This window comes from Bacillus sp. FSL P2-0069 (genome assembly GCF_038593315.1).
Classification (GTDB): domain Bacteria; phylum Bacillota; class Bacilli; order Bacillales; family Bacillaceae; genus Bacillus; species Bacillus safensis.
Genome location: NZ_CP151984.1, coordinates 2,930,997 through 2,943,833, shown reverse-complemented (window position 1 = coordinate 2,943,833; position 12,837 = coordinate 2,930,997). Strand labels below are relative to the sequence as shown.

10 protein-coding genes are annotated in these 12,837 nt (G+C 43.3%); all 10 read left to right on the top strand.

The window, feature by feature from the left end:
- Window positions 1-52: 52 nt before the first annotated feature.
- Window positions 53-1,510, top strand: a complete 1,458-nt coding sequence (locus NSQ34_RS15195) for a tagaturonate reductase (protein ID WP_176967221.1) — start codon at window positions 53-55, stop codon at window positions 1,508-1,510.
- Window positions 1,507-3,000 carry an altronate dehydratase family protein gene (locus NSQ34_RS15190; RefSeq protein ID WP_061110078.1) on the top strand — a complete coding sequence of 498 codons (1,494 nt, stop codon included), beginning with the start codon at window positions 1,507-1,509 and terminating at the stop codon, window positions 2,998-3,000. Before NSQ34_RS15195 ends, NSQ34_RS15190 begins: the two co-directional genes overlap by 4 nt.
- A 20-nt stretch (window positions 3,001-3,020) precedes the next feature.
- The gene (locus NSQ34_RS15185) at window positions 3,021-4,436 is read left to right on the top strand and encodes a glycoside hydrolase family 28 protein (RefSeq protein ID WP_061110077.1); all 1,416 of its coding nucleotides are present in this window, start codon (window positions 3,021-3,023) and stop codon (window positions 4,434-4,436) included.
- A gap of 147 nt (window positions 4,437-4,583) precedes the next feature.
- Window positions 4,584-5,534 carry an ABC transporter substrate-binding protein gene (locus tag NSQ34_RS15180; RefSeq protein ID WP_061110076.1) on the top strand — a complete coding sequence of 317 codons (951 nt, stop codon included), beginning with the start codon at window positions 4,584-4,586 and terminating at the stop codon, window positions 5,532-5,534.
- Window positions 5,500-6,558, top strand: a complete 1,059-nt coding sequence (locus tag NSQ34_RS15175; protein WP_061110075.1) for an iron ABC transporter permease — start codon at window positions 5,500-5,502, stop codon at window positions 6,556-6,558. The genes NSQ34_RS15180 and NSQ34_RS15175 overlap by 35 nt, the downstream gene beginning before the upstream one ends.
- Entirely contained in the window at window positions 6,555-7,841 is a 1,287-nt protein-coding gene (locus NSQ34_RS15170) for a heme ABC transporter ATP-binding protein (RefSeq protein WP_061110074.1), read from the top strand. Before NSQ34_RS15175 ends, NSQ34_RS15170 begins: the two co-directional genes overlap by 4 nt.
- Window positions 7,842-8,022: 181 nt before the next feature.
- A complete protein-coding gene (gene dapA / locus NSQ34_RS15165; RefSeq protein WP_065215177.1) occupies window positions 8,023-8,922 on the top strand; it encodes a 4-hydroxy-tetrahydrodipicolinate synthase in 900 nt (299 codons plus the stop codon).
- Between the two features lie 7 nt (window positions 8,923-8,929).
- A complete protein-coding gene (locus NSQ34_RS15160; protein WP_342500961.1) occupies window positions 8,930-10,102 on the top strand; it encodes an iron-containing alcohol dehydrogenase in 1,173 nt (390 codons plus the stop codon).
- A 63-nt stretch (window positions 10,103-10,165) separates the two neighbouring features.
- Window positions 10,166-11,572 (top strand): sodium:solute symporter family protein, encoded by a 1,407-nt coding sequence (locus tag NSQ34_RS15155; protein WP_061110071.1) that lies wholly within the window; start codon window positions 10,166-10,168, stop codon window positions 11,570-11,572.
- Window positions 11,569-12,744: a sialidase family protein gene (locus NSQ34_RS15150; RefSeq protein WP_061110070.1), complete on the top strand. Its 1,176-nt coding sequence runs from the start codon at window positions 11,569-11,571 to the stop codon at window positions 12,742-12,744. Before NSQ34_RS15155 ends, NSQ34_RS15150 begins: the two co-directional genes overlap by 4 nt.
- The last annotated feature ends 93 nt before the right edge of the window (window positions 12,745-12,837 follow it).

Below are 12,837 nucleotides of genomic sequence, written 5' to 3'. Positions count from 1 at the left end.
CCTTCTTAGAAAAATGTTCACGTGTGCATAATGCTTGGAGAGGGGAATCCATTTGAAACGATTATCAAAAGCCATATACCCAGCACCTGAGTATCCGGAAACGATTTTGCAGATTGGTGAAGGAAATTTTATGCGAGGATTTATCAATTGGCACATCCAGAAGCTGAACGACTGCACAGATTTTAAAGGAAGAGCGGTTGTTGTTCCTCCTCGAAAAGGATCAGTAGCAGCATTAAATGAACAAGATGGCTTGTACACATTATGTATTCAGGGATATCATGACCAGCAAGAAATGAATGAACGTATGATCATCCAATCGATTAGCAGAGGAATTAGTACGTATACGGATTACGAGGAATTTTTACACGTAGCGGAAAACCCGGATCTCCGCTTTGTTTTCTCAAACACGACAGAGGCAGGACTTGTGCTCAGAAAGGAGGATCGTTTGGAGGATCGGCCGCAAGCCAGTTTTCCAGGAAAGCTGACAGCGTTCTTGTATCACCGGTTTAAAGCATTTGCTGGAGATGAGCAGAAAGGACTGATCATTCTGCCTTGTGAATTGGTTGAACAAAATGGTGATCGATTGAAGGAATATGTGATCAGTATGGCAGCTGAGTGGGAACTGCCGCCTGCGTTTTTTACATGGATTAAGGAAGCCAACACGTTTTGTAATACGCTTGTGGACCGGATTGTCCCTGGATTCTCTAAGAAAGCGGCTGACATCGTACGAAAGGAAGAAGGGTATATCGACGAATTGCTTGTCACGGCAGAATATTATCATCTTTTTGTCATTGAAGCGCCCGCTTTTGTGAAAAAGGAGCTCCCCTTTCAAGAAGCAGGATTAAATGTACTTTTTGTAGAGGATATTGCGCCTTATCGTATGAGCAAGGTACGAATTTTAAATGGTGCACATACGGCGATGGTGCCGATTGCCTATTCATGCGGTTTAGAAACTGTAAAGGAAGCTGTGGATGATGAGCATGTTGGTCCGTTCGTCCGGCGTATGCTGGAGGAGGAAGTATTGCCAGGGCTTGAACTCCCTGAAGATGAGCTTCTTCTTTATACACAATCCGTTTGGGATCGTTTTTGCAATCCATTTGTAAAGCATCAATTGCTGGATATTGCGCTGAATGGGGTATCCAAATTCCGAACCCGTAATCTTCCGTCATTGCTTGATTATGTCGAGCGAAAGAAACAGCTGCCAATGAAACTTGTGTTTTCACTTAGCAGTCTCATTTATTTCTACAGAGCACATGCAGGAAGGGTAAAGGATGATGAAACTGTGCTAACGCTCATGAAGGAAGCATGGGACGAGGAAAACCATTCTAATGAAGGAGTTGCAGCGAAAATTCTTTCATGCGAGTCATTATGGGGCAGAGATTTAACAGATATAAATGGATTGAGTCAAGCTGTAGCTGATCAGCTTACCCTCATACAGACGCATGGGATGAGAGCAGCTGTTCATCGAATGATGCTTCATCAATATGAAAGTCAGGGGGAGAAAGCATGAAAGACTTTATTGTCATCCACCCTTCAGATAATGTCGGTATTGCTTTAAAAGGACTTGAGCAAGGGGAGGAGCTGCAGCATCAAGGACATACGATTATCTTAAAAGAGACCGTCGCCAAAGGTCATAAGTTTGCATTGGCTGAAATCAAGCAAAGAGAGAATATTATCAAATATGGCTATCCCATTGGTCATGCAGTGACTGCCATTTCTGCTGGAGAATGGGTGCATACGCATAATATCAAAACCAATCTATCTGGCAAGCTGGAATACGAATACCAGCCTTCATTATCAGAAAACCCCTATGAAAAAACGAATCTTACATTTAAAGGGTATAAACGAAAAAATGGCGGAAGCGGAATTCGCAATGAGCTTTGGATTGTTCCTACCGTTGGATGCGTGAATGGCATCGCCGATCAAATGATCCAAATATTCACCGCTGAAATGGGTGGAAACATCCATCCTTTTGAAACAGCCCTTGTATTAAAGCACAATTATGGCTGCTCACAGCTTGGGGACGATCATGAAAATACCAAAACCATTTTACAAAATGCGGTGAAGCACCCTAATGCTGGAGGAGTACTCGTTCTTGGACTTGGCTGTGAAAACAATGACATTGAAGATTTTCAGTCCACATTAGGTGAATATGACCGTACGAGAGTGAAATTTTTAAGAAGCCAAGAAGTAGGAGATGAGATTGAGACGGGAGTCGCTTTACTCAAGGAAATTTATGATGCGGCGAAAGAAGATCATCGTGAAGACATTCCGTTATCTGAGCTGAAAATTGGCTTGAAGTGCGGAGGATCAGATGGATTCTCTGGTATTACCGCAAATCCGCTTTTAGGCAGACTGTCCGATTTTCTTGTCGCGCAAGGCGGAACAACTGTGCTGACAGAAGTGCCCGAAATGTTTGGTGCTGAAACGATTTTAATGGAGAGAGCAGCATCAGAAGCGACTTTCGACAATATTGTGCAAATGATCAATGACTTTAAACAATACTTCATGGATCATCGACAGCCGGTATATGAAAATCCTTCCCCGGGAAATAAAGCAGGTGGAATTTCGACATTAGAGGATAAATCTCTTGGCTGTACACAAAAAGCAGGTACTTCTGATATTAAAGATGTATTGAAATATGGAGAGCTGCTGAAACAAAAGGGATTGAACCTATTAAGTGCACCTGGTAATGATTTGGTTGCTTCATCTGCACTTGCTGCTTCTGGCTGTCAAATGGTGCTTTTTACAACAGGCAGGGGGACACCCTTTGGTACGTTTGTGCCAACAATGAAAATCTCGACCAACACAGCCTTATATGAAACAAAAAAGCACTGGATTGACTTTAATGCCGGAGAACTGCTTGAAGATGTACCGGAAGATGTTGTATTAGAAAAATTCATTTCAACTGTCATTGATGTGGCGAGCGGGAAGCTGTTAAATCATGAAAAAAACAATTTTAGAGAGCTGGCTATTTTCAAAACAGGTGTCACACTTTAAGGCGACTGGGGGATGAGTACGTGTCTAAAAAACGGGATTTGATGTATATCGCAGCAGGAACGGTACTAACTGGAGTTGGAATTGCTCGTTTAGCAAAGCAAGGGAAGAAAGATAAAAAAGTAAACGGAATTGATCAAGTGCTAAAGCAGATAAAAGCACCGCAGTTCCCAGATCGTGAATTGAATGTGGTGCATTATGGAGCAGATGCGGAAGGGCAAGAGCTTTCTACAAATGCTATTCAGTCTGCCATTGATGATGCCCACCGGTTGAAAGGGGGACGGGTGCTGATCCCAGCAGGGACATTTATGACAGGTGCTTTAGAATTGAAAAGCAATGTAGAACTTCATCTGCATGAGAAAGCCTATGTGACATTCAGCCAAGACCCAAAGGATTACTTGCCTCTTGTACTGACAAGATATGAAGGGGTTGAACTTTATAATTATTCACCTCTCATTTATGCACACCATGCAGAAAACATCGCTATAACTGGAGCCGGAACCCTTGATGGCAGAGGGGATGAGCATCATTGGTGGCCTTGGAAGTATGGGACAAATGGCCAGCCCTCTCAGGATCGGGATCGCCAGCTTTTGTTTGAAATGGCGGAAAAGAGAATACCGGTAGAAGAAAGGGTATTTGGAGAAGGTCATTATTTAAGGTCGAGCTTTATTCAGCCATACCAATGTCAGCATGTGCTAATCGAAGGAGTGACAGTGAAGGATTCACCGATGTGGCAAATTCATCCTGTGTTAAGTGATAACGTCATCGTCCGCGGCGTTAAAATCATTGGGCATGGACCAAACACAGATGGTGTCAATCCGGAATCTTGCCGGAATGTGCTCATTGAAGATTGTTATTTTGATAACGGAGATGATTGTATTGCCATCAAATCGGGCAGAAACGAGGATGGACGGAGAATAGGGATTCCATCTGAAAACATTGTCATTCGTAGAAATGAGATGCGGGATGGACACGGCGGTGTGACGATCGGGAGCGAGATCTCTGGCGGGGTAAAGTATGTTTATGCAGAAAATAATGTCATGGACAGTCCGAACCTTGACCGGGCACTGCGTATTAAAACCAACTCTGTCAGAGGCGGCACCATTGAACATATTTATTTTAAAAACAATACAGTCAAAAGTCTAAAGCATGAAGTGGTCTGTATCGACATGATGTATGAGGAAGGAGATGCTGGTCCGCATCGTCCTGTTGTACGTCATATTGAAGTGGAAGGACTCAAAAGCAGCGGCGGACGATATGGTGTGAAAATAGCCGCATATGCACATTCTCCTGTGACTCACTTTAAAATGAAAGATTGTGTCATAGATGATGTGGCGTATCCATTATCTTTAGAGCATGCCGTTTCTCCTGCTTTTGAGAAAGTCGCCATCAATGGAGAACAAATCAATTCATTGAAGAGTGAAAAACAGTCTTTTTAGAGGCTGTTTTTTTGTTTTATGAACAGAAAAGACGCTTTTAGAAATCACATATACAACCTATCTGCACTGTAGTATAATATTCCCGAAATTAGAAAAGAATTGACGAAAGAGATTTCGTTAAGCAGTACATAAACCAGGGGGTTACTCATGAAAAAGTTAACAGCTATTTGGCTATCGTTATTGCTTGTGATGGGTGTTTTAGCAGGATGTGCAGGCGCTGAGACAGATCACAAAGCAAAAGGGTCACAAAATAAAGAAACGGCCACTGCGGCATTTCCCGTATTGATAAAAGATGCAGCTGGCAAAACAGTCGAAATCAAAGAACAGCCTAAACGAATTGTTTCGTTAATTCCAAGTAATACGGAGATTGCTTATGCACTCGGTCTTGGAGATAAAATGGTTGGACGATCAGACTTTGACAATTATCCAAAGGAAGTCGAAAAGGTAGAGAAGATTGGCGGACTTGAATTCAATGTCGAGAAGGTCATTTCCTTAAAGCCAGATCTTGTCTTAGCACATGCATCTCAGATGGGATCAAAAAATGGATTTAAACAGCTTGAAAATGCAGGGATCCAAGTGCTGACTGTAAATGATGCAACATCCTTTAAGGATGTGTACAAATCAATCAATATGATCGGTGAAGCAGCCGGCGTGAAAGAAGCATCAACAAAGCTTGTAGACGAAATGAAAACAAAGCTGAATGACATCAAGAAACAAGCAGAGGGGATTTCGAAAGACAAGCAAAAAACAGTCTTTGTCGAAGTATCAGGTGCACCTGAAATCTATACAACTGGTAAAAATACATTTATGGATGAAATGCTTTCTGTTATCCATGCCAAAAATGCTGCAGGTGATCAAACTGGCTGGGTGCAAATGACGGAAGAATCGATCATCAAGCGAAATCCTGATGTCATCGTTACAATTGATGGATCAGGCTTAGCTGATTTGAAAAAAAGAGACGGCTGGAATGCAATGAAAGCAGTGAAAGAAAAACAAGTCTTTCAATTGAATACGGATCTCGCATCAAGACCGGGACCGCGATTGGTTGAAGGAGTCGAGGCTCTTGCGAAAAACGTCTATCCTGACACGTTCAAATAAATTGATCATCGCATATACACTAAGTGTTTTACTTCTTGTGATGAGCATTGGAATGGGAATCTCCTTTGGAAGCTTAGGGATTCCCATTCCTTCTATTCTTCGTATATTTGTTCATGAACTATTCGGAGTGCAGTTTGGAACCATTGATTCCATCGATCGCAATATTATGATGAACATTCGGCTGCCAAGAGTCATATTAGCGGCATTAGTCGGAGCAGCACTTGCGTTATCTGGTGCAGCTTTTCAAGGTTTATTAAAAAATCCTCTCGCTGACCCTTATACGCTGGGGGTATCTCAAGGGGCATCAGTTGGAGCCGTAGCGACCCTGTTTTTCAGCTTGCAGCCCCCGCTTTTTGGCAGCTTCACACTGCCATTATTCAGTATGACAACAGCGCTTGTGACCCTCTGTCTCGTTCTCTTTTTTGCGCGTCTTGTTCATCGGGGGATGAGCATCTCTTCTTTGATTTTGACAGGAGTGATTTTCAGCTCTTTTTTGGGTGCGCTCATTTCATTGATGATTGCTTTAACAGGTGATGATCTAAAAGAGATCATTCATTGGCTGCTTGGCAGTGTGTCCATGAGGGGCTGGCGTTATATTGTGCTTTTTCTTCCTTTCTTTCTTATTGGGACCTTTGCGTTAATGTTGATGGGGCGGGATTTGAATGTGATGACGTATGGCGAGGAGAAGGCAAAGCTATTAGGTGTTCATGTGAAAAGGAGCAAATATATTGTGCTGCTGGCGGGCTCGATCCTGACCGGAAGTGCAGTAGCGGTATCAGGGACGATCGGTTTTGTAGGACTTGTGATTCCGCATTTTATCCGCCTCTTAACTATCACAGATCATCGGCATCTGCTGCCTTTATCTATGCTGAACGGTGCTTCCTTTCTTGTATTAGCAGATGTGTTATCCCGTACCATCATTGAGCCGACTGAATTACCGATTGGCATCATTACTGCGTTAATTGGTGCACCTGTATTTGGCATCATCCTCATTCGTAAATATAGAGGTGGGACGCACGTATGATTCAAGTGAAGGAAATCAGAGGTGGATATGGAGAGAAAGAGGTCATTCGAGGCATTAATCTTGAAGTAAAGCAAGGAGAATTTCTCGGTATACTCGGTCCAAACGGGAGCGGTAAGACGACCCTTCTTAAAATGATGGCAGGGATTTTAGCACCTAAGAGCGGAGAGGTGCGTCTCGGCGGTCACCTTATTCAATCCTATCAGCCAAAGGCGCTTGCGCAAAAGATGGCCGTTCTGCCGCAGAAAACGGACCAAGCTTTTTCATTTACGGTGGAAGAAACCGTCCAATTCGGTCGTTATCCATATCAAAAAGGGTGGCTGCAATCTGTCACGCGAGAAGATGTGCAGGTCGTCAGCAAAGTAATGGAACAAACGGGTGTTGCACAGTTTAAGAATCAATCCATCCATGAGTTAAGCGGAGGAGAACAGCAGCGTGTATATTTAGCACAGGCATTGGCGCAGCAGCCTGAATATTTATTGCTGGATGAACCAACGAGTTTCCTTGATTTAGCCTATCAAAAAGATTTGCTTGATTTAATTAAAGAAGAAACTGATTCCTCTAGGTTAACGGTCATTGGTGTATTCCATGATGTGAACATCGCTAGTTTATATTGTGATCGGCTGCTTCTGCTTCATGAAGGAAAGACAGACATGTTAGGACTGCCGCATCACGTCTTGACCACTGAACGAATCAACCGTGTGTATGAAACAAATGTGACACCGCTCCAGCATCCATTTAGGGCTAACCCCCAGCTGATGGTTGAGCCTGCAGCCCCTTCAAAAGCATCAATTGTAAACATAGCCGATGGCTGGAGGACTTATAGCTCAGAAGGAATGACGTTTTCCATTAATCAGCCTCTTCGCATCCTTTCCTCACATAAGAAAAACGGCGGGTTCTTTTGGAAAAGGTCTATTGGAACGGGAACGAAGACGCTTCATGAGCAGCTAGAGTCATCTGAAGATATGCTGTTTTTCGAGCAAGCTAACGGATTAGCACAATTTGCCGCAGAAGACGCCGAAGACGATATGATCCTTTGCGGCATGCTTCAGCAAGAAGAGTTGGCCATTTGGCTTATCCTGAAACGATCTTTATCAGACGGAGCAGCTGTTCAGCTCATGGGGCAGCTTATGCACATCATGAAGCAAGAAACAAGCATTCCAATCCATCATCTTTGTATTGCTACACCCAATACGCATGAAACGGAAGATGCTGACCTTTTACACGAAAGATTAGGACAAAAGGTGCATGGGCTTCTTCAAAAGTTGAATGCCATTCAAAAGTGAACCAAAATGGTTCGCTTTTTTTGTTGAAAACATCAACAGCTGCATAAGAAATGAACTTAATATAACGAAAAATCAAAAAAAGTGTTGCTAATTAAATCACAATCCTTTTATAATAAAAAATATGAAAGCGCTTAAAATATGACGTGTTTAAAAATGCAACACATAAGAAAGGGAGGATTATTTGGACATTCAAGGGATTATACCAGCTATTTTGACACCGCTTACTGAGGAAGAACATTTTCATCCCGAAGTGGCAACGCAATTAGTGAATCGTTTGATCGACTCAGGTGTACACGGCATCTTTGCTTTAGGCACAAATGGAGAGTTTCATTTGTTTTCAGAGGAAGAAAAGCTTCAAATTGCTGAAACTGTCGTGAATGCTGTTGGCAGACGAGTGCCGGTATTCATTGGAGCAGGTGAAAATAGTACGGAGGCAACCATCAGGCTGTCAAACAAACTGGCAGATCGAGGGGTAGATGTTCTGTCTATCATTACACCTTACTTTGTTGCACCAACCCAAGAAGAGCTGTATGAGCACTTTCGTCACATATCTGAGAATGTGAATATTCCGATTCTGCTTTATAACATTCCATCTAGAACAGGAGTATCTCTAGCACCAGAGACGGTTGCTCGGCTCAGTGCACTGCCGAATGTGCTAGGCATTAAAGATAGCAGTGGAAACATTGAAAATATCAAGGCATATCTGGATGTCACAAAAGATGAAGATTTTGTTGTCCTTGCAGGTACGGACTCACTCATTTTGGATACCTTGAAACTCGGCGGAGCAGGGGCGGTCGCAGCAACTGCAAATGTACTTCCTGAAACTGTCGTTGGACTCTATGAATCTTTTCGAAAAGGGAAGCTTGACGAAAGTGAGCACTTCCAGAAGCAGCTGCAGCCATTAAGAGCAACATTCGGTTTAGGGACATTACCAGCGCCTTTGAAAAAGGCAGCAGAGCTTTATGGAATTCCGGTTGGCCCGCCCAAAAGCCCTGTAAAAGAGCTGTCAGGTGAGGCATTGGAAGCTGTGGCACAAATGGTTGAAGACTATCGCAAACAAGGAAAAGCGGCAAAGGAGTAGTGAAGAGATGACGATCACGCATTATCACTTTCAGACGGCATCACACATTGTATCTGGCGCAGGTTCTTTAGACCTTCTTGGGGAGAAATTAGATAGTTTAGGGCTTAGCAGACTCACATCCATTTTTATATTAACGCAACCATCTATCGTATCACTTGGTTATGCAGATCACATCAAAAGAGAACTTGCGAAAAAGGGGATAGCAAGTGAGATAAGTACAGAAATCAAACCTGAACCAACAGAAGAAAATATCGAGGACGTATTCCACACCTTTTTAAGAGGAGAGCATGACGCCATTATTGGAATTGGTGGCGGGAGTGTCCTTGATGCTGCAAAAATTTTAGCTGTTCTTAAGACAAACGATCAGCCGATTTCTGCTCTCGTTGGCACAAATCTTGTGGAAAAAAGGGGAGTGCCAACGATTCTCATTCCGACAACATCTGGTACGGGATCTGAGGTGACACCAAATGCAATTGTGACTTTTCCAGAAAAGGAATTGAAAATTGGAATGGTTAGTCCGCATCTTTTGCCAGACCTTGTCATCTTAGATCCAGCACTTACTCTCAACTTGCCGAAATCTATTACCGCAGCTATAGGTATGGATGCTTTTACGCATGCGCTTGAATCTTATATTTCAAATAAAGCCAATCCATTCAGTGATATGTTTGCACTGGAATCGATGCGGCTGATTTCAGGAAGTATTCAGGAGGCATATCATCACGGGGAGAACTTGAAGGCAAGAGAAAATATGCTTGTTGGTGCAATGTATGGAGGAATGGCGCTTACAAGTGCCGGAACTGCTGCTGTTCACGCTATGGCTTATCCATTAGGGGGGAAATACAAGATTTCTCATGGTGTTGCTAATTCCATGCTGCTTCCGCATGTCACTGCTTTTAATGCAGATCATATCATTGATCGGCTTGAACATGTGGCAAGAGCAATAGGACTAGCGGGAGCTCACACAAAGCAGGAGCTTGCAGAGCGTGTGATTCATCAAATTGAAGAATGGACAGCGGATTTACACATTCCACAGCAGCTCAAAGCTTTTGGCGTGTCCAAGGAGGATGTACCGGCACTTGCTCAAGCAGCTTCAGAGGTGAAGAGATTAATGGACAACAATCCAAAGCCAATGTCTGTTTCTGATATTGAACAGGTATACATGAAACTGCTCGACGCTTAACGCTTCATTGGGATGGGAATGAGAAGTTGCTTCACACGGCTTGCACACAAAGGGGGATTTTAAATGAATGTCTTAAGCAGTTCTGTCATCACATTTATTTTGATCGTCATTATTCTCTATATACTATTTACGACTTGGCTGACGATGCGTTTCCGCAGTAAATCCAATTCAGAATTTAACAATGCTGCTAAGTCACTTCCAGCCATTGTAGTCGGTATTTTGCTCATGAGTGAATTCATTGGAACGAAATCCACTGTTGGAACTGCAGAATCTGCCTTTACGCATGGGCTTTCTGCTTCATGGTCTATTGTGACCGTCGCTATCGCCTTTTTTATCTTTTCCTTTTTCTTAGTAGGCAAGTTTTATCGAACAGGGCAGTACACCATTTCGGGTATTATCAATCAGAAGTTTGGAAAATCAACGAAGCTAGTTGTTTCTGTTATTATGATTGCTGCATTACTGCTTGTGAATCTAGGAAACTATTTAAGTGGGTCAGCTGCTATTGCATCTATTTTGGGGCTTCCTTTAATGACCTGTGCGATCATTACGGCCGTTGTGAGTACATTTTATTTTACATTCGGAGGAATGAAAGGAGTTGCATGGGTCACGATCCTTCATTCGATCGTGAAGTATGCGGGGATTTTAATTACACTAGGGGTAGCTCTTTACTTAACAAAAGGCTTTGAACCAATGAAACAAACGATGCCTGATCATTTCTTTACATGGGACGGGACAATTGGATGGGGGACGATAGGAGCTTGGTTTATAGGAAACATGGGTGCCATCTTTGCTACGCAGTTTATCATTCAAGCAATCACTTCGTCGAAAAGTGAGCGTGAGGCAAAGAAATCAACGCTTTATGCGGCTTTGCTTTGTTTGCCGCTCGCAATTGCAATCGGTGTGATTGGCGTAGCTGCACATTATTTGTATCCAGACATTGATCCTATTTATGCCTTCCCTGTCTTTTTACAGCATATGAATCCAATTTTGAGTGCCATTGTGGCAACATCGCTTGTGGCATCCATCTTTGTCGGTGTGTCGACGGTTGCGCTTGCGACAACAACCTTAATTATGGATGATTTTTATGTACCGAAAATGAAACCAACACCGGAGCAGAGAATGAAAGTCACGAGGTATGTGGCTGTACTCGTTGGAATTGTGCCTCTTGTAGGAGTAGCACTTGCGCCGGAGCTGCTGTCCCTTTCCTTTTTTACAAGGGCGCTTCGAACATCGATCGCTGTTGTAGCAGCAATGGGCTTTTACTTGCCGTACTTTAATTCAAATAGAGGGGCGACCATTGGCCTTGCTGCTTCAGGTGTTACCACGACGGTTTGGTATTTACTCGATAATCCATTCGGAATCGATAATATGTATATTGCCATTATCATTCCTTTCCTTGTGCTGGTAATCGATCGACTTTTCAGTCCGCCTGCTAAAAAGGATCAACCATTGAAAGGAGAATTGTCATGAAAAATGAAGAGACTGTGATAAAAATAGATGGAATTTTGCGACAAAATGAACAAGATACAGAGAGAAAAGAAGCCTTTCTGCCAACAGACTGCGTGCAGAATCATGCGGCGAATCTACTTGAGCTGGATAATGGAGATGTATTATGTGTTTGGTTTGGCGGAACGCAGGAGGGAATACCTGATATCTCAATCTATATGTCGAGACTCAAACGGGGAAGTAACAAGTGGACAGAGGCAGTGAAGTTATCTAACGATCCTGCACGCTCTGAACAAAATCCAGTTCTGTTTCAAGAGGAAAATGGCAGGCTATGGCTGCTGTATACCGCACAGCTATCTGGGAATCAAGATACGGCCATCGTGAGATACCGGCTATCAGAGGATAGAGGTGAGACATGGGGTGAGATTGATACTTTGTTTGAACAGCCGGGTACGTTTATACGTCAGCCGATTGTTGTACTGGATAATCAAGATTGGCTGCTGCCGGTCTTCTATTGTAAGACCATTCCAGGCGTCAAATGGACGGGGAACCGGGATGTCAGTGCTGTGAAGATTTCATCCGACCAAGGAAAGACATGGGGTGAGGTCATTGTACCAAACAGCACGGGCTGTGTTCATATGAATATTGGAAAGTGTGCAGACGGCTCCCTCATAGCCCTCTTTAGAAGCCGGTTTGCTGATTCGATTTATATCAGCCGTTCCGTCGATCATGGGCGGACATGGTCTGAGCCAAAGGCGACAGAGCTGCCCAATAATAATTCATCCATTCAATTTACCGTGCTCCAAAATGGGCATCTTGCCCTCGTCTATAATCATATCAATGCGGATGAGCAAACAGAACGAAGAGCTTCTTTATATGATGAAATTGAGGATGAAGGCGATACGCGCACAGCGGTTGATACAGAAGCACGTCCAGCCTTTTGGGGAACACCGCGTGCACCGATGACTTTGGCGCTCTCTGAGGATAATGGTGATACATGGCCTATCAGACGTAACCTTGAAGTGGGTGATGGATATGCGATGACAAACAATTCAAAGGATAAACTAAATCGAGAGTATTCTTATCCATCCATCACGGAAGGAAAAGACGGGAAGCTGCATATTGCGTTTACGTATTATCGGCAGGCGATCAAATATGTGTGTGTGACAGAAGAATGGGTCAATCGCACTTCTTAACTGCAAGAGGGCCCTGCTTCTGGTGAATTGTAACCCTCATTTGCTTCATTTATAATTGATGTTTGGAGGGTTGTCCCCATTTTCTATCGGCTG

What these genes read in the sequence shown, in the direction of transcription:
- NSQ34_RS15170 (WP_061110074.1), top strand. Translation starts at nt 6,555, where the DNA reads ATGATTCAAGTGAAGGAAATCAGAGGTGGATATGGAGAGAAAGAGGTC.
- NSQ34_RS15155 (WP_061110071.1), top strand. Translation starts at nt 10,166, where the DNA reads ATGAATGTCTTAAGCAGTTCTGTCATCACATTTATTTTGATCGTCATT.
- NSQ34_RS15190 (WP_061110078.1), top strand. Translation starts at nt 1,507, where the DNA reads ATGAAAGACTTTATTGTCATCCACCCTTCAGATAATGTCGGTATTGCT.
- NSQ34_RS15150 (WP_061110070.1), top strand. Translation starts at nt 11,569, where the DNA reads ATGAAAAATGAAGAGACTGTGATAAAAATAGATGGAATTTTGCGACAA.
- NSQ34_RS15160 (WP_342500961.1), top strand. Translation starts at nt 8,930, where the DNA reads ATGACGATCACGCATTATCACTTTCAGACGGCATCACACATTGTATCT.
- NSQ34_RS15180 (WP_061110076.1), top strand. Translation starts at nt 4,584, where the DNA reads ATGAAAAAGTTAACAGCTATTTGGCTATCGTTATTGCTTGTGATGGGT.